A 21,067-nucleotide genomic window follows, 5' to 3' on the forward strand; every position below is an offset into this window, starting at 1 on the left:
CCCGTGGACCGCGGCGCGGGATGGCAGGCTTGGGGCATGCGCCGACCGTTCGCCCTCCTCGCCGGGGTCCTCCTCGTGGGTGCCTTTGCCGTGCCCGCCTCCGCCGCCGACGGCGACAAGGGGTTCACCATCACGGACCCCCGTATCACCGAGTCCAGCGGACTCGCGGCCTCCCGCCAACACCCCGGCATCTACTGGACGCACAACGACAGCGACGACGGGGCCTACCTCTACGCCGTCGACAGCGCGACGGGGAAGACCGTCGCGACCCTCACCCTGACCGGTGTGGGCACCCCGCGTGACGTCGAGGCCATCTCCATCGGCCCCGGCAACGAGATCTACGTCGGCGACATCGGCGACAACCTCGGCGGCACCTGGCCCTATGTGTGGATCTACCGGCTGCCCGAGCCCAAGGAGTTGCGGGACCGGACGATCCGGGCCACGCAGTACGTCGTGAAGTACTCGGACGGTGCGCGGGACGCCGAGTCCCTGGTCGTGCACCCGAAGACCGGGCGGGCCTACATCGTCGACAAGAACGAGAAGGGCGGGCACCTGTACGAGGGCCCGGCCGAGCTCTCCGCCTCCGGGACCAACGTCTTCAAGCCCGTCGCCCCCGTCGCCGACCTGGAGGCCACGGACGCCGCCCTGTCGCCCGACGGTGAACAGCTCGTCGTACGCAGCTACTTCGGGGCGATCGCCTACGACTGGAACGGCGGGAAGATCAAGCGGCTGGAGCGGGTCGGCGTCCCGTTCCTGGGGCAGGGCGAGTCCGTCACCTACACCGACGACGGAAAGACGCTCATGTTCGGCGCCGAGGGGACCGACAGTCCCGTGGAGCCGGAGGACGCACCCGGGAGCACCGGGTCCAAGTCGCCCTCCGCCGGGGGAGGTTCCGCGGCCGGCGACGACAGCGGAAGCGATGTGGGCAGCAGCAATGTGAAGGTCGGCGCGATCGCCGTGGCCGTCGCCTTCGCGGCCGTGATCGGCTTCCGGCGGCTATTCCGGCGCCGGTCGTGATTCCGCTGCCCGCCGGTTCGCGGCCTGCCCGTTCCCTGTCTGCTCGTTCCCTTCCGGCCCGTTCCCTTCCTGTTCGTTCGCTCGCCGCTCGTTGACGAACACCTCCAGCCCGTCCAGGATCCGCTGCAGCCCGAACTCGAAGTGGTCGAAGTCGGGACCCCAGGTGTCCTCGTCGAGGGTGGCGAGCAGGGGATAGCGGCCGGACGTCATGATCTTCTCCAGCGTCGGCGCCTGGGCCTGCCAGAACTCCGTGTCCGTCAGGCCCGTCCGGCGTTCCGCCTCCCGCTGGTAGAGCTGGGTGCGCGCGGCGCCGACGACATACCCGTCGATCATGATGACCGCCGAGACCAGCTCGGGGTCGGTCAGCCCCATCGGCTTGATCCGGGCCAGGATCTTCTCCATGCCGTCCAGGGCGCTCGGGCCGAGGATCGGGCGTGACTGGTTGACCTGGAGCAGCCAGGGGTGGCGGCGGTAGAGGGCGAGGGTGGCGCGGCCCATCGCCTCCAGGGCGGAGCGCCAGCTGCCGTCGCCGAGGTCGGCGGGGTTCTCGGAGGGGCGCTGGACGCGGTCCAGCATCAGGTCGAGCAGTTCGCCCTTGCCGGGGACGTACCGGTACAGGGACATGGCGCCGGTGCCGAGCTCGGTGGCGATCCGGCGCATGGACACCGCGTCCAGGCCGTCGGCGTCCGCGACCTGGACGGCGGCTTCCACGATCCGGTCCAGGGTCAGGGCCGGTTTGGGGCCCCGACTGGGGCGCCGGCCGGTGTCCCACAGCAGTTCCATGGTGCGGACGATGTCGCCGCTGCCGCTGGTCTCCGTACCGCCCTTGCCGCTCGTCATGGAGCTCAGCTTAAGTCCTCGGAAAAAAACTGGGTACGGTGTACTCGTAATCGGGTACGGTGTACTCAGTTGCCGAGAAGGGGGACCCATGAGCGACACATACGCGGTGCGGGCCGAGGCCCTGGAGAAGCGCTACGGCGAGAAGCGCGCCCTCGACGGCTTCGATCTGGCCGTCCGCGAGGGCACCGTGCACGGCCTGCTCGGACCGAACGGCGCCGGCAAGACCACGGCCGTACGCATCCTGTCCACGCTCGTCCGGCTGGACGGCGGACACGCGACGGTGGCCGGCCTCGACGTGGTCCGGCAGCCGCGCGAGGTGCGCGCCCGCATCGGCCTCACCGGGCAGTACGCGGCCGTGGACGAGGTGCTCACCGGACGCCAGAACCTGGAGATGTTCGGCCGCCTGTTCCACCTCGGCGGCAGGCGGGCCAAGGCGCGGGCCGTGGAGCTGCTGGAGCAGTTCGACCTCACCGACGCCGGCGACAAGGGCGTCGGCGCCTACAGCGGCGGCATGCGGCGCCGCCTCGACCTCGCCGCCTCGATGATCCTCGCCCCGGCCGTCCTGTTCCTCGACGAGCCGACGACGGGACTGGACCCCCGTAGCCGCGGCGAAGTCTGGGACTCCGTGCGGGCGTTGGTGGCGAGCGGTACCACCGTGCTGCTGACCACGCAGTACCTGGAGGAGGCCGACAAGCTGGCCTCCCGCGTCACCGTCATCGACCACGGGCGGGCCATCGCCGACGACACGCCGGACGGGCTGAAGAACCGGATCGGCGGCGACCGTGTCGAGGTCGTGGTCGCCGAGCGGTCCGAGATCCCGAGGGTGGTCAAGGTCGTCGCGCGGGTCTGCGACGGCGAACCCGAGGCGGACGAGGACGGGTTGCGGGTGCACGCCCCCGTGACCGACCGGGTGTCCGCACTGACGGAGGTCGCGCGGACGCTCCAGGACGAGGGTGTGCGGGTCGAGGACATCGGGCTGCGCAGGCCGAGCCTCGACGACGTGTTCCTGCGCCTGACCGGACACCGTACGGACGTATCGGAAGCGAAGGAGGCCGCCGCATGAGCGCCGTCGACCTGACCGGCCAGGACACTCGCGGCCGTGTGTACTGGGCCCTCGCCGACTGCTGGAACATCGTCCGCCGCGGCCTGACCCACTACCAGCGCCAACCCGTCAACATCGCCTGGCAGCTGGGCTTCCCCATCCTCTCCGTCCTCCTCTACGGCTATGTCTTCGGCAGCGCCATGCAGGTGCCCGGCGGCGGGGACTACAAGGACTTCCTGATGCCCGGGATGTTCGTGATGACGATGGCGTTCGGCTTCATCAACACCGCCACCGTCGTCGTCTACGACTCCACCAAGGGCGTCATCGACCGCTTCCGCTCCATGCCGATGGCCTCGTCGGCGGTGGTGGCCGGGCGTGGCGTCACCGATCTCCTCGTCGCCTGCGCGGAGTTGGGGATCATGATGCTCACCGCGTTCGCCATGGGCTGGCGGCCGGACGGCGGCTGGGGCTTCCTCGCCGCGTTCGGGCTGCTGCTGTGGCTGAGGTTCGCGCTGATCTGGATCGGGGTGTGGCTGGGTCTCCTGGTCCCCAACCCGGAGGCGGCGGGCGGGCTGTTCGCGGTCGCCTTCCCGCTCACGATGATCTCCAGCATCTTCGTCGCCCCCCAGCTGATGCCCGACTGGCTGGGCCATGTGGCCGCCTGGAACCCGATCTCCTCCACGGCCGCGGCCACCCGCGAGCTGTTCGGAACGCCGGTCGGGGCCGGGGACTCCTGGGTCGAGCAGCACGCGCTGCTGATGGCCGGGGTGTGGCCCGTGGTGCTCACGGCCACGTTTCTGCCGCTGGCGGTGCGTCGGTTCAAGAGGCTCAGCCGCTGAGTCGGCCGGGGGTCTGGGGGTTGTCCCTCAGAGGATGCAGCCTGCCGCTGGCGGTGCGTCGGTTCAAGAGGCTCAGCCGTTGAGTCGGCCGGGGGTCTGGGGGTTGTCCCTCAGAGGATGCAGCCTGCCGCTGGCGGTGCGTCGGTTCAAGAGGCTCAGCCGTTGAGTCGGCCGGGGGTCTGGGGGTTGTCCCTCAGAGGATGCAGCCTGCCGCTGGCGGTGCGTCGGTTCAAGAGGCTCAGCCGTTGAGTCGGCCGGGGGTCTGGGGGTTGTTCCCCCAGAGGATGCAGCCTGCCGCTCGCGGTACGGAGGTTCCAGGAGCTGAGCCGGTGACGTCGGATGCCTTGACGTGTCGGTGTGACCTGTCTTCCATGGGAGGTGCGGGGACGTGGGAGCGCTCCCACTGGTTCCGGGCCCGCGCCTCCCGAGAGGAAGTTGCGACATGTTCCGCAGCTTGCGAAGAGCGCTGTGCGCTGTTGCCGCGGCGCTCCTGTTACCCCTGGCCGGCGCCCAGACCGCCGAGGCGGCCGAGGCGGCCCAACCGGGGGCGGGCTACTGGCACACCAGTGGCCGCCAGATCCTGGACGCCGCCGGGCAGCCGGTCCGTATCGCCGGGATCAACTGGTTCGGCTTCGAGACCGCCAACCACGTCCCCCACGGCCTCTGGGCCCGCGACTACAAGAGCATGATCGACCAGATGAGGTCGCTGGGCTACAACACCCTGCGCATCCCGTTCAGCGACGACATCCTCAAGCCCGGCACCATGCCCGACAGCGTCAACTACGCCGACGGCAAGAACGCGGATCTGCAAGGGCTCACCTCGGTGCAGGTCCTGGACCGGATCGTGGCGTACGCCGGTGAGACCGGCCTGAAGATCGTCCTCGACCGGCACCGCCCGGACGCGGCCGGCCAGTCCGCACTCTGGTACACGGCGGCGGTCCCGGAGTCGACGTGGATCGGCAACCTGCGGGCGCTGGCGACCCGTTATCTCGGCAATCCCACGGTGGTGGGCATCGACCTGCACAACGAGCCGCACGACCCCGCCTGCTGGGGCTGCGGCGACACGACGAGGGACTGGCGCCTGGCAGCCCAGCGTGCCGGGAACGCCGTCCTGTCCGTCAACCCCGATCTGCTGATCATGGTCGAGGGCGTCCAGTCGTACGACGGTGTCAACGGCTGGTGGGGAGGCAACCTGATGGGAGTCGCGCAGTACCCGGTCCAGCTCGACGTACCGAACCGGCTCGTGTACTCGGCCCACGACTACGCGACCAGCGTGGCCCAGCAGCCGTGGTTCAGCGATCCGTCCTTCCCCGACAACATGCCGGGCATCTGGGACAAGTACTGGGGCTACATCTTCAAGCAGAACATCGCGCCGGTGTGGCTCGGCGAGTTCGGTACGACGTTGCAGTCGACGGTGGACCAGAAGTGGCTGGCCGCGCTGGTGACGTATCTGCGCTCGACGTCGGCCCACGGCGCCGACAGCTTCCACTGGACCTTCTGGTCCTGGAACCCCAACTCCGGTGACACGGGCGGCATCCTCAAGGACGACTGGTCGACCGTGGACACGGTGAAGGACGGGTACCTGGCGAGCATCAAGGCGCCGGGGTTCCCGGCGGGCGACCCCACTGGCCCCGGTGATCCCGGCGGAGGCACGGCCGCCTGCACCGCCGCCTACACCGTCAGCAGCGACTGGGGCGGCGGCTTCAACGCCGAGGTCAAGGTGACCAACTCGGGTACGACCGCCCTCAAGTCCTGGAAGGTGACCTGGACCTGGCCCGGCGCGCAGCAGGTCACCAGCATGTGGAACGCCTCGCACACCCAGAGCGGGGCGACCGTGACCGCCGTGAACGCCGCTCACAACGGGGCGGTCACGGCGGGCGGTTCGGCGAGCTTCGGGTTCGGGGGTGCGCCCGGGGGCGGGGGTGTGCCGAGCGTGAGCTGTACGGCGACCTGAGCCTCTACACGAAGAAGGGCGCCCGGTGTTCGCCGGGCGCCCTCATCGTCGTACGACAGAAGGTCGGAGAAGGACAGAGAAGGTCAGAGCTTCTCGATCACGTAGTCGACGCACCTGGTGAGCGCCTCGACGTCCGCCGGGGCGATCGCCGGGAACATGGCGACGCGGAGCTGGTTGCGGCCGAGCTTGCGGTAGGGCTCGGTGTCGACGATGCCGTTGGCGCGCAGCGCCTTGGCGACGGCGGCGGCGTCGATCTCGTCGGCGAAGTCGATGGTGCCGATGACCTGGGAGCGCTTGGCCGGGTCGGCGACGAACGGGGTCGCGTACTTGGACTCGTCCGCCCAGCCGTAGAGGCGGGTCGAGGAGTCCTTCGTACGGCCCGTGGACCAGGCGAGGCCGCCCTGGCCGTTGATCCACTCAAGCTGGTCGTTGAGGAGGAAGAGGGTCGCCAGCGCCGGGGTGTTGTACGTCTGGTTCTTGCGGGAGTTGTCGATCGCCGTCGGGAGCGAGAAGAACTCCGGGACGTGGCGGCCGGAGGCGTGGATCCGCTCGGCGCGCTCGATCGCGGCCGGGGAGAAGACGCCGATCCACAGGCCGCCGTCGGAGGCGAAGGACTTCTGCGGGGCGAAGTAGTAGACGTCGGTCTCGGCGATGTCGACCGGGAGGCCGCCGGCGCCGCTCGTCGCGTCCACGAGGACCAGCGCGCCCTCGTCGGCACCGGCCACGCGCTTGATCGGCGCGGCGACACCGGTGGAGGTCTCGTTGTGGGTGAAGGCGTACACGTCGACGCCCGCCTCGGCCTGCGGCTCCGGGTGGGTGCCCGGGTCGGAGGAGATGACGGTCGGCTCGGCGAGCCACGGGGCGAGCTTGGACGCCTTGGCGAACTTGGAGGAGAACTCGCCGAAGCTGAGGTGCTGCGACTTGGTGTCGATCAGGCCGTGGGTCGCGACGTCCCAGAAGGCGGTGGAGCCGCCGTTGCCGAGGACCACCTCGTAGCCCTCGGGGAGCCGGAACAGCTCGGAGATGCCCTCGCGGACCTTGCCGACCAGGTTCTTGACCGGGGCCTGACGGTGAGAGGTGCCCATGAGGGACGTACCGGTGGAGGCGAGTGCGTCCAGCGCCTCCGTCCGCACCTTGGAGGGGCCCGCGCCGAATCGACCGTCGGCGGGCTTGATGTCAGCGGGAATCTGGATCTCAGCCACGATCCGGAGCGTATCTCTTCGGTGAAACCGGACGGAAACGTGTCCGTTCGATGAGATGGGCGGGGCGGGGGCGCAAGACGGTCGAGGCGAGTGCTTGGGCTTGGGTTTGGGCTCGGGGCCGGACATGGGGCTGCGGGCTGCGGGTCCTGGCCCTCTCGTGGAATCCCGGCCTCCGGGCGACACTCTGCGATAGCGGGACAGAGGGGGAGCCGTGGTCGAACTGGGTGGCGGGCGGTACGCGTTGACCGAGCGGCTCGGCGGCGGTGGGATGGGCGACGTCTGGGGCGCAGAGGACCGGCAGTTGGAGCGGCCCGTGGCGATCAAGCTCCTGCAGTCCCGGCACATGGCCAGCCAGGACATGCTGAGCAGGTTTCTGCGCGAGGTGAAGATCACCGCTCGCCTGGAGCACGAGAACGTGGTGCGGGTCTATGACTCCGGCTGGGACGAGCCGGACGGCCAGCGTGTCATGTACCTCGTGATGGAACGGCTCAGCGGCGTGTCGCTGCGGGAGCGCATGGCTGGGGAAGGCGCCGGGGGCGACAGGGCGCTGCCCGTGGCGGACGTGATCCGTTGGGGTCGGCACGTCTGCAGGGCGCTGGAGGCGGCCCACGCGCGCGGGCTGGTGCACCGCGATCTCAAGCCCGCCAACGTCCAGATCACCGACGCCGGCAAGGCGGTGCTCCTCGACTTCGGCATCGCCTGCTTCCAGGAGGACGGTGAGGGACGTACGCAGATCACGCCGGTCGGCTGGGTCGTCGGGACCCGGGGGTACATGTCTCCCGAGCAGAGCCGGGGCGACCGCGTGGGCACCGCCTCGGACCTTTACTCGCTGGGCTGTCTGCTGTACGCGATGTTGACCGGCGGGCCACCGTTCACGGACGGGGACGTGCTGTGGCAGCACCAGAACACGGTGCCGATGAGACCCGGGGTGCGGCGCGACGATCTCGAGGCTCCATGGGAGCTGGACGACCTGGTCATGGATCTGCTGAAGAAGGACCCCGGGTCCCGCCCGGCCTCGGCGGCGGAGGTGTACCAGCGGCTCGAGGACGTGGCCGCCCGGCGGGAGCGGAAGCGCGAACAGTCCCGTGCGGCGGATCCGGAGACGCCGCCCGTGCAGGTGGTGCCGGTCGTCCGGGAGGCCGGGACCGGGACGCCGTCCTGGGCGGAACACGTGTTCCGGGCCGACCTGCCCGACTGGTTGGCGGATCCGGAGGCCGATGCCGAGGCACCTCCGTCGCCCGTCCGGGCGCCGCGCTCAAAGACGCCCCCGGCCGCCGCGGAACCACCCGCTTCGTTGGCGGAGGTGCGCGCCCGGCTCGCGGTGCGGTACGAGATCACGGGCGGTGCCCTGGTCGCCGGGCTCGGCACCTTCGGGCTGCTGCTCGGGGCCGGCGGGATCGGCGCCGGCGCCTCGGCCGTCTGGGGCCTGTTGGTCTCGGTCGTGGTCCTCGTCATCGGGGTGGCCGTGCAGTACGAAGTGGTGGACCCGGATGAGGTGGGGGGCGGTGTGGTGGCGCTGTTGTGGCTGCCCGCCCTGATCGGGGGCATCTGGCTCCTGGAAGCCAGGGCCGACTTCCGCTGGTACTACGACATCGCCATCGGCTTCGGGATCAGCATGGCCGTGTTCGTCCTGGGGGTGTTCGCCGGTGGGGTGGGCGAAACCGAAAGTGCCAGCAAGGGCCTCGGTCCCCAGGCCGTGCTGAGCACCCTGCTGCTCGCCGGGCTCGGCTGCGTCGTCTTCGCGGTGCACCTCCAGTTCGCTTGGTGGACGGCCCTGTTGAGCGGGTTCGGCGCGGGTGCGGGAGGGCTGCTCCTGACCGCGCTGCTGTGCAGGGCGGCCAACGACTGATCGACGAGCTGTCGGTTGCTCCTGAGGGTTCCGTAGCGGCCGGCTCGGGTCGGCTCGGGCCGGACCCCGTCCGCGGCCGGCCCGGGCCGGGTCTCGCGGTCGTCCTGCACCGGAGCCCGGAGAGCGCCGTGCCGGTCACTGTCGGTGGTCGGCTGCATCCTGGAACACATGACGGATCTGGATGCTCTCGAGTCGCACCTGCGCAAGGCCGTCCGGGGCGAGGTCGGTTTCGACGTCACCTCCCGGGCGCTGACCACCATGGACGCGTCCAACTACCGGCGGGTCCCGTTGGGTGTCGTGGCTCCTCGGGACGCCGACGACGTGGCGGCGGTGCTCGGGGTGTGCCGGGAGCACGGCGTGCCGGTGGTGGCGCGGGGCGGAGGGACGTCGATCGCCGGGCAGGCGACGGGCACGGGCGTCGTACTGGACTTCACCCGGCACATGAACCGGTTGGTGTCGCTGGACCCGGAGGCGGGGACGGCCGTCGTCCAGCCGGGGCTGGTCCTCGACCGCCTCCAGGACGCCGCCGCCCCGCACGGCCTGCGCTTCGGCCCGGACCCCTCCACCCACAGCCGCTGCACGCTCGGCGGCATGATCGGCAACAACTCGTGCGGCTCGCACTCGGTGGCGTGGGGGACGACCGCGGACAGCGTGCGGGAGCTGTCGGTGGTCACCGCGCGCGGGGAGCGGCTGCGGGCCGGGCAGGGCTGGGCGGGCGCGCCCGAGGGCCTGCGCGAGCTGGTGGAGAGCGAACTGTCGCGTCTGCGCACCGGCTTCCCCGAACTGCCCCGCCGTATCTCCGGCTACGCCCTGGACGCCCTGCTGCCCGAGCACGGCACCGACGTCGCCCGTTCCCTCTGCGGTTCGGAGGGCACGCTCGGCGTGCTGACGGAGGCGGTCGTGGGGCTGGTCCGGGCGCCACGCGCGCGTGCGCTGGCCGTTCTGGCGTACGCCGACGAGAGCGCGGCGGCGGAGGCGGCGGCGGGCCTGCTCCCGTACGGGCCCCTGACGGTCGAGGGCATGGCCGTGGACCTCGTCGCCTCCGCTGCCGAACTCCCCCGGGGCGCTGCCTGGCTGTTCGTGGAGACCGGCGGCGGGACGGAGGCCGAGGCACGCGCGCGTGCGGACGCGATCGTGCGGGCGGCTGACGTCGTCGACGCGCTCGTGGTGACGGACCCGGCCGGACAGCGGGCGTTGTGGCGCATCCGGGAGGACGCGAGCGGTACCGCGACCCGGATGCCGGACGGCTCCGAGGCCTGGCCCGGCTGGGAGGACTGCGCGGTGCCACCGGCCCGGCTGGGCGCGTACCTGCGGGACTTCCGGGGGCTGCTGGGAGCGCACGGGCTGCGCGGCACGCCGTACGGCCACTTCGGGGACGGCTGCATCCACGTCCGCATCGACTTCGACCTGCTGACGCAGGCGGGTGTCGCCCGCTTCCGGAGCTTCTCGGAGGAACTGGCCGAACTGGTCGTGTCCCACGGCGGTTCGCTGTCCGGGGAGCACGGGGACGGACAGGCGAGGGCGGAGCTGCTGCCGCGTATGTACGGCGCGGAGCTGGTGGGGCTGTTCGAGCGGGCGAAGGCGGTCTGGGACCCGGACGACCTGCTCAACCCGGGGATGCTGGTACGCCCGGCGCCCCTCGACACGAACCTCCGCTTCTCGGTGCTCCCGCGGAAGCCGGTGGACGTGGCCTTCGGCTATCCGACGGACGGCGGCGACTTCTCCGCGGCGGTGCGCAGGTGTGTCGGGGTCGCGAAATGCCGTACGACCGCCGTGTCCGGGGCGTCCGTCATGTGCCCGTCCTTCCGGGCGACAGGCGAGGAGGAGCACTCGACGCGCGGGCGTGCCCGGCTGCTCCACGAGATGCTCGCGGGCGAGCTGGTGACGGACGGCTGGCGGTCCGAGGAGGTCCATGACGCCCTCGACCTGTGCCTGTCCTGCAAGGGCTGCCGCTCCGACTGCCCGGTCGGGGTCGACATGGCCACGTACAAGGCGGAGTTCCTCCACCACCACTACGAGGGGCGGCGACGCCCCGCCGCCCACTACAGCATGGGGTGGCTGCCGGTGTGGCTGCGCTGGGTGTCCCGGCTGCGGGCGGGGGCGGTGGTCAACGCGTTCGCCGCCGTACGGCCGTTCGCGTGGGCGGCGAAACGGGTGGGCGGGATCGCGGCGGAGCGGGCGATTCCGCGGGTGGCCACGGAGCCGTTCAGCCGGTGGTGGGGGAGGCGAGAGCCGGTGGGCGGCTCCGGGGCTCTGGTGATCCTCTGGCCGGACACCTTCACCGAGCATCTCTCGCCGTCCGTGGGGCGCGCGGCCGTGCGCGTGCTGGAGGCGGCGGGCCTGCGGGTTGCCCAGCCACCGACGCTGCGGATGCGCGTGCGACCCGTGGGGGACGGCACGTCGAAGGCCGCGGTCTCCCTGCTGAGCATGCGGCGGAGCCGCGTCTGCTGCGGCCTGACCTACGTCTCGACGGGCCAGCTCGACCGAGCCCGTACGGTCATGCGCCGCACGCTGGACCTGATGGCGCCGGTGCTGGAGTCGGGCGCCCCGGTCGTCGTCCTGGAACCCAGTTGCGCGGCGGCCCTCCGCACCGACCTGCCGGAACTCCTGCACGACGACCCCCGCGCCGCCCGCCTGGCCTCCCGGATCCTGACCTTCGCGGAAGCCCTGGAACGCCTCGCCCCCGACTGGACCCCACCCCGCCTGGACCGTCCCGCGGTCGGCCAGACCCACTGCCACCAGCACGCGGTCCTGGGCGACGCCGCCGACCGCCGCCTGCGCCTGGCGGCGGGCCTGACCGGTGAGCTCGCGGGCGGTTGCTGCGGCCTCGCGGGCAACTTCGGCTTCGAGAAGGGCCACTACGAGGTGTCGGCCGCGTGCGCGGAGGAGCAGCTGCTGCCGGCGGTGCGCGAGGCCGCGGACGGCACGGTGGTCCTGGCCGACGGGTTCTCGTGCCGGACGCAGCTGGAGCAGGCGGCGGGGGTGCGGGGGCGGCATGTGGCGGAGGTGTTGGCGGAGGGGCTGGAGCAGGCGGAAGGGAAGCGGGGTGAGTAGTCCTCCCCGGCTTCCTGGCATGATCACGCCGTGACCAGTGAGTCTGAGTCTGTGCGGCCCGGCCCCAGGAAGTACGTCCTCTTCGATGTCGACGGCACGTTGATCGACGCCGTGGCCAACCAGCGCCGGGTGTGGGGAACCTGGGCGGCGCGGTACGCCCTGGACCCTGACGAGGTCTACCGGGTGGCCCTGCGGACGCGGCCGATGGAGACCTTCGCGGCGGTGGTCCCGGACCGGGATCCGGGGGAGTGCCTGAGCGCGCTGCACGAGCTGGAGGACGAGGACGTCCGGTCCGGCGTCTATGCGGCCTTCGACGGCGCGGCGCGGCTGCTGGGCGCCCTGCCGCCGGGTGCCTGGGCGCTGGTGACCTCGAACTACGAGCACCGGGTGCGCGGGCGGTTCACCCGGACGGGTCTGCCGGTGCCGCCCGTCGTGGTGGACGCCGCCGCGGTGACGGAGGGCAAACCGTCACCCGTGCCCTACCTGCTGGCCGCCGAGCTGCTCGGTGCCCGCCCCGAGGACTGCCTGGTCGTCGAGGACGCCCCGTCCGGAGTCCAGGCGGGTCTGCGGGCCGGCATGACGGTGTGGGGCGTCAACGCCCCGGCCGCCGTGACCGGCGTGCACCGCCACTTCGGGAGCCTGCGCGAAGCGGTCCCCGACATCCTCGCGTTCGCCGGTGCGGAGGGGGCGGCCGCGGTGGGGTGACGGATGCGACGGGGTGACGGATGCGACGGGGTGACCGGGGGCGTGCGACAGCGCGGCTACGCGCCTGGCGAAAGGGGGCGCGTGCGGATCCGGCGACGGTCAGAGTCGGGCGCATGTCGATCCCCTCCGCTCCCGGAAGCCCTGGAAGCTCCGGAAGCCCCGGAAACGCCCTGAGCCGCGTCGCTGTCCTCTCCGACATCCACGGGGTGCTCCCCGCCCTGGAAGCCGTGCTCGCCGAGCCCGACGTGGCGGACGCCGAGCGCATCGTGCTCACCGGGGACATCACGGCGGGCCCGCAGCCGGGCGAGGTCGTCGAGCTGTTGCGCGCACAGGGCGACCGGGTGCTGTGGGTCTCGGGCAACGCGGACCGGGAACTGGTCGAGTACCGCCGGGGCGAGCGGGACACGGTCCCCGACCCGATCGCCCCCTTCGCGGCGGAACAGCTCACCGACGAGCAGGTCGAGTTCCTGGCCGGGCTGCCCGCCACGCTCACCCTCCCGGTCGACGGTCTCGGCAAGGTCCTGTTCTGCCACGCCACACCGCGCGACGACGAAGAGGTCGTCCTCGTCGACTCCCGCCCCGAGCGCTGGACGGAGGTCTTCGCGGACCTCGACGAGGACATCCGCACGGTGGTCTGCGGCCACACCCACATGCCGTACGTCCGCCTCGCCCAGGGGCGCCTGGTGGTGAACCCCGGCAGCGTCGGCATGCCGTACGGCCGCACGGGCGCCCACTGGTGCCTGCTCGGGCCGGGAGCCGACCTGCGGGTCACGCCGTACGACATCCCCGCGGCGGTCAGCCGCCTCGTGGCGGACTGCGCCTACCCGGACATCGCCGAGTGGGCCGACTACTTCCTCAACGCCCGCGCCACGGACACGGAGGCACTGAGGCTGTTCGGTCCCCGGGACGGCCGCGGCTGACTCATAGGCTGTCACGCTCAGCCACCGTCAAGGAGCGCCGCATGACCCTCCGCATCCAGACCCTCTCCCGCGACGAACATCTCGCGTTCGTCGCGGCCCGCCCCTCCGCCAGCCACATGCAGGTCCCCTCCTGGGGCGACGTGAAGCCGGACTGGCGGGCGGAGAGCCTGGGGTGGTTCGACGAGGAGGGGCGGCTGGTCGGGGCGGGGCTCGTGCTGTTCCGGGCGTTGCCGAAACTGAAGCGGTACCTCGCCTATCTGCCCGAGGGGCCGCTGATCGACTGGTACGCGGACGACCTCGACCGGTGGCTGGACCCGATGCTCGCCCACCTCAAGCGACAGGGCGCCTTCTCGGTGAAGATGGGCCCGCCCGTCGTCGTCCGCCGGTGGAGCGCCGACGCGGTGAAGGCGGCGATCGCCGATCCGGCCGCCCGGCGTCTGCGGGACGCCGAGGCGACCTCGCACGAACCGGGCGCCGCCGAGGTGGCCGACCGGCTGCGCCGCGCGGGCTGGCGGCAGACCGAACCCGGCGGCGAGGACGGCTTCGCGGCCGGACAGCCCCGGTACGTCTGCCAGGTGCCGTTCGCCGGACGGTCGCTGGAGGACATCCAGCGCGGCCTCAACCAGCAGTGGCGGCGCAACATCAAGAAGGCCGAGAAGGCCGGCGTGAAGATCGAACGCGGCGGCTACGACGACCTGCCCGCCTTCTACGAGCTGTACGCCGAGACCGCCGAGCGCGACCGCTTCCTCCCGCGCCCCCTGTCCTACTTCCAGCGCATGTGGACCGCGCTCACCACCGAGCACCCCGACCGCATGCGGCTCTATCTCGCCCACCACGACGGCGACGTCCTCGCCGCGGCCACCATGCTCACCGTCGGCGAGCACGTCTGGTACTCCTACGGCGCCTCCACCAGCCGCAAGCGCGAGGTCCAGCCCAACAACGCCATGCAGTGGCGCATGATGACCGACGCCCACGAACTCGGCGCCGCCGTCTACGACTTCCGGGGCATCACGGACACGCTGGAGGAGTCCAACCACCTCCTGGGGCTCCTGCGCTTCAAGGCCGGCGCGGGCGGTGAGGCCGTCGAGTACCTGGGGGAGTGGGACTTCCCGCTCAACCGGCTGCTGCACAAGGCGCTGGATCTGTACATGGCCCGCCGCTAGGCCCGGCGGGCGGGCACCCGGGACAGTCGTATAAAGGGTTCACACACCTGACTTAGTCCATTACTCTGGACTGCGTCGTACAGTGAGATGTACGAACCCTCGAACCGCCCCGGAAGGCCCAGTGAGCACCCGCAGCGCAACCACGTCCACCTCCTCCTCCGTCGGTCACGCACCCGAGCCGGCCGGTGCTCCCGGCCGCTGGGGTTCGCTCGGGCCGGTGGGGCTGGTGCTCGCCGGGGGTGTCTCGGTGCAGTTCGGCGGTGCCCTCGCCGTGACGCTGATGCCGAGGGCCGGCGCGCTCGGCGTGGTCACGCTGCGTCTGCTGGCGGCGGCAGTCGTGCTGCTGCTGATCTGCCGGCCCCGGCTGCGCGGTCACTCGCGCGCGGACTGGGGCACGGTCGTCGTCTTCGGCCTCACCATGGCCGCGATGAACGGCCTCTTCTACCAGGCCGTCGACCGCATCCCCCTGGGCCCGGCGGTCACCCTCGAGGTCCTCGGCCCCCTCGCCCTCTCGGTCCTCGCCTCCCGCCGCGCGCTCAACCTCGTCTGGGCGGGCCTGGCCCTCGCCGGCGTCTTCCTCCTCGGTGGCGGAGGCTTCAGCGACCTCGACCCCATAGGCGTCGCCTTCGCCCTGGGGGCGGGCGCCATGTGGGCGTCGTACATCGTCTTCAGCGCGCGTACGGGCCGCCGCTTCCCGCAGGCGGACGGGCTCGCGTTGGCCATGGCCGTGGCGGCCGTGGCGTTCCTCCCCCTCGGCATCGCCGAATCGGGCACGAAGCTCCTCGACCCGACGACGATCGCCCTCGGCTCGGCGGTGGCCGTCCTGTCCTCCGTCCTGCCCTACACCCTCGAACTCCTCGCCCTGCGCCGGCTCCCCGCCTCCACCTTCGCCATCATGATGAGCCTGGAACCGGCCCTCGCCGCCACGGCCGGCTTCCTCATCCTCGACCAGACCCTGACCACCATCGAGTCCGCAGCGATCGCCCTGGTCATCGTGGCGAGCATGGGGGCGGTGCGGACGCAGGTGGGGCGGCGGGGCAAGGCGAGGCTGCCGCAGGCCTGAGAGCGGCGGCCCGGTCATCGGGCGGTCAAGCGCGCATCAGCCCGTGGCCAAACGGTCGTATGGGTTCCGCATGCCCTACCCTCTTCGCCTTTGTTTCTTCGCAGGGTGCTCCGGCTTTCAGGCCGGGGGTGTGCGAGAAGACCAGCACGATGCTCGCCCGCACCTACGACCTGTTGCGGTTCGAGAAGCTCAACATCAAGAACATGACCCGCTCGGTGAAGGGCACCATTGAACAGCCCGGCAAGAACGTGCGGCAGAAGGCCGGACTGAACCGGGCGATCCTTGCCCAGGGGTGGGGCCTGCTCCGGCAGCGTACCGAGCACAAGGCCCCGGGCCGGGTCGAAGACGTTCCGGCCCCCTACACCAGCCTGCGATGCAGCGCCTGCGGATGGATCGACAAGAACTCGCGCAAGAGCCAAGCCGAGTTCTGTTGCTCATCCTGCGGCTTCATCTGTAACGCGGACACCAACGCTGCAACCAACGTCGCGGCAGGACAGGGCGGGATTCCCCGCCCCCGGCGCTCAGCCGGTGCCGAAGGGACAACACCGCCCCAACAGCGGTCGAGTGTCCGTGAACCTCAACCCCCCTGGGTTGGAATCCCCCTCTTTTGAGAGGAGGAGGATGTCAAGAACACTGGAGTGAGGACCGCGCGACCGCGGGGTGGTGGGCGGCGTGCTGCACGGCACCGGCCACGTCCTGTCGGAGACCGGGGACGACTTCGTGAGACTGAAAGACGACGTGTGGAATGGCATCAAAAGCATCTTCTGAAGTCCCCGCCCCCGCTGTCAGGCCGCCGATCCCCGCCCTGCCGGGCCTCGGCACGACCTGGTACGAGCGCGGCGCGCGCTACTGGCTGCGCCGCGCCCTCGGTGCCCTCGTCTGGTTCGCCGTCCTGGCCTTCGTCGTCTACATCTCGCTCCGCCTCTACGGCAGCTTCCGCGCGGGCCTGTCGCCGACCGTGCGCACCGTGTGGGACGGGGCGCAGGTGGCCGCCTCCTGCGGGGCGTCGGTGTGGGGGTGGCGGGTGCAGCGCCGGGACCACCGCGAGAAGCTCCAGGACCCGCCGACCCCTGACCGGGCCCGCCGGAACAAGCGCGACGAGACCCGCCGCTCCGTGGGGCTCGTCCTCGCCGGCCGGCTCCTCTTCGTGATCGCGGCCCCCGTGATGCCGGCGTTCGCCGCGTGGGGGGTGGGCTGGGCCGCCGCCGCGTTCACCGTCCGCGAGTACCCGAGCGAGGTCGGCGCCCGCCGCTGGCTCACGGAGCGCACGTCTTGAGCGCGCGCTTCGAAGCCCACGGCGTGAAAAACAAATGCAAGCACGCTTGATTGTTTCTCGGCCCGCTGCCATGCTCCCCCCATGGCCGACCCGACGCCCGTGTTCGAAGACCTGCGTGCGGAGAGCGAGGAACTCGACCGGCTCGTCGCCGAGTTGAGCCCGGAGCAATGGGCCCTCGCCACCCCCGCCCCCCGCTGGACCGTCGCCCACCAGATCGCGCACCTCGCCTGGACCGACCGCTCGGCGCTGCTCGCCGTCACGGACGAGGACGGCTTCCGCGCCCTGGTGGAGAAGGCGCTCGCCGCCCCCGACTCGTTCGTCGACCAGGGCGCCGAGGAGGGGGCCACGCTCCCGCCCGACGAGCTGCTGGCGCGGTGGCGGGAAGGACGTACCGCTCTCGACACGGCCTTGCGCGCATCCCCGCCCGGCGCCCGCTTCCCCTGGTACGGCCCGCCCATGTCGGCCGCGTCCATGGCCACCGGCAGGCTCATGGAGACCTGGGCCCACGGCCAGGACGTGGCGGACACGCTCGGTGTGGTGCGCCCACCCACCGACCGGCTGAAGCATGTGGCACGCATCGGTGTGCGCGCCCGTGACTTCGCCTTCGGGGTACGGGGACTGACCCCGCCCGCCGAGGACTTCCGCATCGAACTCGCCGCACCCTCCGGCGACTTGTGGACGTACGGCCCCGAAGACGCCCCCCAACGCGTCACCGGCCCCGCGCTCGACTTCTGCCTCCTGGTCACCCAGCGCGCCCACCGCACCGACCTCGCGGTGCGGGCCGACGGCCCCGACGCCGACCGCTGGCTCGACATCGCCCAGGCCTTCGCGGGGCCCCCGGGGACAGGGCGCCCACCGAAGGGGGACGCCGGGTGAGGGCTCTGCGGATCGGCAACGCCTCCGGCTTCTACGGCGACCGCTTCGACGCCATGCGCGAGATGCTCACCGGCGGCGAACTCGACGTCCTCACCGGCGACTACCTCGCCGAGCTGACCATGCTCATCCTGGGCCGCGACCGGCTCAAGGACCCCGGCGCCGGGTACGCCCGCACCTTCCTGCGGCAGTTGGAGGAGTGCCTCGGGCTCGCGCATGAACGGGGTGTGCGGATCGTGGCCAACGCCGGCGGGCTCAATCCGGCCGGACTCGCCGTCGCCGTACGGGAGTTGGCGGAACGTCTCACCATCCCCGTGCGCGTCGCCCACGTCGAGGGCGACGACCTGACCGCCCGGCATCCCGGCAGCCTCGCCGCCCACGCCTACCTCGGCGGCTTCGGCATCGCGGCCTGTCTCAGGGAGGGCGCCGATGTCGTGATCACCGGCCGCGTCACCGACGCGGCCCTCGTCACCGGCCCCGCCGCCGCCCACTTCGGCTGGCGGCCGGACCAGTACGACCGGCTCGCGGGGGCCGTCGTCGCCGGGCACGTCCTGGAGTGCGGCACACAGGCGACCGGCGGCAACTACGCCTACTTCCAGGACGGCGACGTCCGCCACCCCGGCTTCCCGCTCGCCGAGCTCCACGAGGACGGCACGGCCGTCATCACCAAGCACCCCGGCACCGGCGGCCTCGTCGACATCGGCACGGTCACCGCCCAGCTCCTCTACGAGACGTCCGGCGCCCGGTACGCCGGCCCCGACGTCACCGCCCGCCTCGACACGATCAGGCTCACCCAGGACGGCCCCGACCGCGTCCGCGTCGACGGAGTACGCGGCGAACCCCCGCCCCCCACCCTCAAGGTCGGCCTCAACCGCCTCGGCGGCTTCCGCAACGAGGTCACCTTCGTGCTGACCGGCCTCGACATCGACGCCAAGGCCGCGCTGGTGCGGGAGCAGATGGCGGCGGCCCTCGGCAAGGTCGCCGAGGTGCGCTGGGACCTGGTCCGCACCGACCGCCCCGACGCCCCCACCGAAGAGACCGCGAGCGCCCTGCTGCGGCTCGTCGTCCGGGACCCGGACCAGGAGGCCGTCGGACGGGCCCTCAGCGGGGCGGCCGTCGAGCTGGCGCTCGCGAGCTACCCCGGCTTCCATGTGCTGGCCCCACCTGGAAAGGCTTCGCCCTATGGGGTCTTCGAGGGTGTGTACGTCCCCCATGGCGCCGTGGACCATGTGGCCGTCCTCCACGACGGGCGCCGGGTCCCTGTGGCGCCGGCCCACGAGACCGCCGTACTCGACGACGTGCCGGAGCCGGTCCCGCCCGAGCCCCTGCCTCCCGGACCGACCCGCCGCGCCCCTCTCGGCCTGGTCGCCGGCGCCCGCAGCGGCGACAAGGGCGGGAACGCCAACGTCGGAGTGTGGGCGCGGACGGAGGAGGCCTGGCGGTGGCTGGCCCACGAGCTGACGACCGGCAGATTCCAGCAGCTGATCCCGGAAAGCCGTGAGCTGACCGTCACCCGCCACACCCTCCCCGACCTGCGCGCCCTCAACTTCGTCGTCGAGGGCATCCTCGGCGAGGGCGTCGCCGCCCAGCACCGATTCGACCCGCAGGCCAAGGCCCTCGGCGAATGGCTGCGCTCCCGCCACCTGGACATCCCGGAGGCCCTGCTGTGACCGTCCTTTCGTCGACGTTGGACACCAACGGCCCCGACTACCGGGCCCACCGCGAGGCCATGCTCGCCAAGCTCGCCGACCTGGACGCCGAGCATGCGAAGGCCATCGAGGGCGGCGGCCCGAAGTACGTGGAACGGCATCGAAAGCGCGGCAAGCTCCTCGCCCGCGAGCGCATCGAGCTGCTCCTCGACCCCGACACGCCCTTCCTGGAGCTGTCCCCGCTGGCCGCCTGGGGCAGCGACTACGCGGTCGGCGCCTCGCTCGTCACCGGTATCGGTGTCGTCGAGGGCGTGGAGTGCCTGATCACCGCCAACGACCCGACCGTGCGCGGCGGCGCCAGCAACCCGTGGAGCCTGAAGAAGGCGCTGCGCGCGAACGACATCGCCCTCGCCAACCGGCTGCCCTGCATCAGCCTGGTCGAGTCCGGCGGCGCCGACCTGCCGTCCCAGAAGGAGATCTTCATCCCCGGGGGCGCGATCTTCCGGGATCTGACGAGGCTGTCGGCGGCGGGCATCCCGACCATCGCCGTCGTCTTCGGCAACTCCACGGCCGGAGGCGCGTACATCCCCGGCATGTCCGACCACGTGATCATGGTCAAGGAACGCGCGAAGGTGTTCCTCGGCGGGCCGCCGCTCGTGAAGATGGCCACCGGCGAGGAGAGCGACGACGAGTCCCTGGGCGGCGCGGAGATGCACGCGCGCGTGTCGGGCCTCGCCGACCACTTCGCCGTCGACGAGCGGGACGCGCTCCGGCAGGCGCGGCGCGTGGTGGCCCGCCTCAACCACCGCAAGGCGTACGGCGATCCGGGCCCGGCCCTACCTCCCAAGTATGACGAGGACGAGCTCCTGGGGATCGTCCCCGGCGACCTGAAGACGCCCTTCGACCCCCGCGAGGTCGTCGCCCGCATCGTCGACGCCTCCGACTTCGACGAGTTCAAGCCGCTGTACGGGACGAGCCTGACGACCGGCTGGGCGACCCTGCACGGCTATCCCATAGGGGTGCTGGCCAACGCCCAAGGGGTGCTCTTCAGCGAGGAGTCCCAGAAGGCCGCCCAGTTCATCCAGCTCGCCAACCAGCGCGACATCCCGCTGCTCTTCCTGCACAACACCACCGGCTACATGGTCGGCAAGGAGTACGAGCAGGGCGGCATCATCAAGCACGGCGCGATGATGATCAACGCGGTCAGCAACTCGAAGGTCCCCCACCTGTCCGTCCTCATGGGCGCGTCCTACGGCGCCGGCCACTACGGCATGTGCGGCCGCGCCTACGACCCCCGCTTCCTCTTCGCCTGGCCCAGCGCCAAGTCCGCCGTCATGGGCCCCCAGCAGCTCGCGGGCGTCCTCTCCATCGTCGCCCGGCAGTCGGCGGCGGCGAAGGGACAGCCGTACGACGAGGACGCGGACGCCGCCCTGCGCGCCATGGTGGAGCAGCAGATCGAGTCCGAGTCGCTCCCGATGTTCCTGTCCGGGCGGCTGTACGACGACGGCGTCATCGACCCGCGCGACACCCGCACCGTCCTCGGCCTGTGCCTGTCCGCCCTCCACACGGCCCCCTACCAGGGCGCGCGGGGCGGCTTCGGCGTCTTCCGGATGTGAAGGAC

17 protein-coding genes are annotated in these 21,067 nt (G+C 71.7%); 15 read left to right on the top strand and 2 right to left on the bottom strand.

The annotated features are described in order from the left end of the window. The first annotated feature begins 36 nt into the window (after positions 1-36). Positions 37-1,017, top strand: a complete 981-nt coding sequence (locus tag OG252_RS28350; protein ID WP_266437723.1) for a WD40 repeat domain-containing protein — start codon at positions 37-39, stop codon at positions 1,015-1,017. Here OG252_RS28350 and OG252_RS28355 read toward each other — a convergent pair. Then, positions 997-1,857: a TetR/AcrR family transcriptional regulator gene (locus OG252_RS28355; RefSeq protein WP_266437725.1), complete on the bottom strand. Its 861-nt coding sequence runs from the start codon at positions 1,855-1,857 to the stop codon at positions 997-999. The two genes, OG252_RS28350 and OG252_RS28355, sit on opposite strands and share 21 nt — an antisense overlap. A gap of 88 nt (positions 1,858-1,945) precedes the next feature. Between OG252_RS28355 and OG252_RS28360 the strand changes: the two genes are divergently transcribed. The 3 genes from OG252_RS28360 (at position 1,946) to OG252_RS28370 (ending at position 5,692) form a co-directional block, all read left to right on the top strand. Continuing rightward, complete coding sequence (locus tag OG252_RS28360; RefSeq protein WP_329339625.1) at positions 1,946-2,920, top strand: ATP-binding cassette domain-containing protein; 975 nt, start codon at positions 1,946-1,948, stop codon at positions 2,918-2,920. After that, positions 2,917-3,738, top strand: coding sequence for an ABC transporter permease (locus OG252_RS28365; protein WP_266437731.1), 822 nt, complete (start codon positions 2,917-2,919; stop codon positions 3,736-3,738). Before OG252_RS28360 ends, OG252_RS28365 begins: the two co-directional genes overlap by 4 nt. A gap of 442 nt (positions 3,739-4,180) precedes the next feature. After that, positions 4,181-5,692, top strand: a complete 1,512-nt coding sequence (locus tag OG252_RS28370) for a cellulase family glycosylhydrolase (protein WP_329339628.1) — start codon at positions 4,181-4,183, stop codon at positions 5,690-5,692. Positions 5,693-5,775: 83 nt separating this feature from the next. Here OG252_RS28370 and serC read toward each other — a convergent pair whose 3' ends face one another. Continuing rightward, positions 5,776-6,894, bottom strand: a complete 1,119-nt coding sequence (gene serC / locus OG252_RS28375) for a phosphoserine transaminase (RefSeq protein WP_329339630.1) — start codon at positions 6,892-6,894, stop codon at positions 5,776-5,778. A 211-nt stretch (positions 6,895-7,105) separates the two neighbouring features. Between serC and OG252_RS28380 the strand changes: the two genes are divergently transcribed. The 11 genes from OG252_RS28380 (at position 7,106) to OG252_RS28430 (ending at position 21,062) form a co-directional block, all read left to right on the top strand. Further along, positions 7,106-8,743, top strand: coding sequence for a serine/threonine-protein kinase (locus OG252_RS28380; protein ID WP_329339632.1), 1,638 nt, complete (start codon positions 7,106-7,108; stop codon positions 8,741-8,743). 168 nt (positions 8,744-8,911) lie between these two features. Next, a complete protein-coding gene (locus OG252_RS28385; protein ID WP_329339634.1) occupies positions 8,912-11,797 on the top strand; it encodes an FAD-binding and (Fe-S)-binding domain-containing protein in 2,886 nt (961 codons plus the stop codon). A 30-nt stretch (positions 11,798-11,827) separates the two neighbouring features. Next, a complete protein-coding gene (locus OG252_RS28390) occupies positions 11,828-12,502 on the top strand; it encodes an HAD-IA family hydrolase (protein ID WP_266437747.1) in 675 nt (224 codons plus the stop codon). Between the two features lie 113 nt (positions 12,503-12,615). After that, positions 12,616-13,422 (top strand): metallophosphoesterase family protein, encoded by an 807-nt coding sequence (locus OG252_RS28395; RefSeq protein WP_329339637.1) that lies wholly within the window; start codon positions 12,616-12,618, stop codon positions 13,420-13,422. 41 nt (positions 13,423-13,463) lie between these two features. Further along, positions 13,464-14,585 carry a lipid II:glycine glycyltransferase FemX gene (locus tag OG252_RS28400; protein ID WP_266437752.1) on the top strand — a complete coding sequence of 374 codons (1,122 nt, stop codon included), beginning with the start codon at positions 13,464-13,466 and terminating at the stop codon, positions 14,583-14,585. 121 nt (positions 14,586-14,706) lie between these two features. Continuing rightward, positions 14,707-15,648 carry an EamA family transporter gene (locus OG252_RS28405; RefSeq protein WP_329339640.1) on the top strand — a complete coding sequence of 314 codons (942 nt, stop codon included), beginning with the start codon at positions 14,707-14,709 and terminating at the stop codon, positions 15,646-15,648. Positions 15,649-15,797: 149 nt separating this feature from the next. Further along, positions 15,798-16,259 carry a transposase gene (locus tag OG252_RS28410; protein WP_329339642.1) on the top strand — a complete coding sequence of 154 codons (462 nt, stop codon included), beginning with the start codon at positions 15,798-15,800 and terminating at the stop codon, positions 16,257-16,259. Positions 16,260-16,393: 134 nt separating this feature from the next. Next, positions 16,394-16,924 carry a hypothetical protein gene (locus OG252_RS28415; protein ID WP_266437757.1) on the top strand — a complete coding sequence of 177 codons (531 nt, stop codon included), beginning with the start codon at positions 16,394-16,396 and terminating at the stop codon, positions 16,922-16,924. An 81-nt stretch (positions 16,925-17,005) separates the two neighbouring features. After that, positions 17,006-17,800, top strand: a complete 795-nt coding sequence (locus OG252_RS28420) for a TIGR03084 family metal-binding protein (RefSeq protein WP_329339644.1) — start codon at positions 17,006-17,008, stop codon at positions 17,798-17,800. Next, on the top strand, positions 17,797-19,467 hold the full coding sequence (locus OG252_RS28425; protein WP_329339646.1) for an acyclic terpene utilization AtuA family protein: 1,671 nt from the start codon (positions 17,797-17,799) through the stop codon (positions 19,465-19,467). Before OG252_RS28420 ends, OG252_RS28425 begins: the two co-directional genes overlap by 4 nt. Next, the gene (locus tag OG252_RS28430; RefSeq protein WP_266437765.1) at positions 19,464-21,062 is read left to right on the top strand and encodes an acyl-CoA carboxylase subunit beta; all 1,599 of its coding nucleotides are present in this window, start codon (positions 19,464-19,466) and stop codon (positions 21,060-21,062) included. Before OG252_RS28425 ends, OG252_RS28430 begins: the two co-directional genes overlap by 4 nt. The last annotated feature ends 5 nt before the right edge of the window (positions 21,063-21,067 follow it).

Origin of the sequence: Streptomyces sp. NBC_01352 (assembly GCF_036237295.1) — a bacterium.
GTDB lineage: Bacteria > Actinomycetota > Actinomycetes > Streptomycetales > Streptomycetaceae > Streptomyces > Streptomyces plumbiresistens.

Coding starts and splice junctions, on each gene's coding strand:
- OG252_RS28350 (WP_266437723.1), top strand. CDS start 37: ATGCGCCGACCGTTCGCCCTCCTCGCCGGGGTCCTCCTCGTGGGTGCC.
- OG252_RS28355 (WP_266437725.1), bottom strand. CDS start 1,857: ATGACGAGCGGCAAGGGCGGTACGGAGACCAGCGGCAGCGGCGACATC.
- OG252_RS28360 (WP_329339625.1), top strand. CDS start 1,946: ATGAGCGACACATACGCGGTGCGGGCCGAGGCCCTGGAGAAGCGCTAC.
- OG252_RS28365 (WP_266437731.1), top strand. CDS start 2,917: ATGAGCGCCGTCGACCTGACCGGCCAGGACACTCGCGGCCGTGTGTAC.
- OG252_RS28370 (WP_329339628.1), top strand. CDS start 4,181: ATGTTCCGCAGCTTGCGAAGAGCGCTGTGCGCTGTTGCCGCGGCGCTC.
- OG252_RS28385 (WP_329339634.1), top strand. CDS start 8,912: ATGACGGATCTGGATGCTCTCGAGTCGCACCTGCGCAAGGCCGTCCGG.
- OG252_RS28395 (WP_329339637.1), top strand. CDS start 12,616: ATGTCGATCCCCTCCGCTCCCGGAAGCCCTGGAAGCTCCGGAAGCCCC.
- OG252_RS28400 (WP_266437752.1), top strand. CDS start 13,464: ATGACCCTCCGCATCCAGACCCTCTCCCGCGACGAACATCTCGCGTTC.
- OG252_RS28410 (WP_329339642.1), top strand. CDS start 15,798: ATGCTCGCCCGCACCTACGACCTGTTGCGGTTCGAGAAGCTCAACATC.
- OG252_RS28415 (WP_266437757.1), top strand. CDS start 16,394: ATGGCATCAAAAGCATCTTCTGAAGTCCCCGCCCCCGCTGTCAGGCCG.
- OG252_RS28420 (WP_329339644.1), top strand. CDS start 17,006: ATGGCCGACCCGACGCCCGTGTTCGAAGACCTGCGTGCGGAGAGCGAG.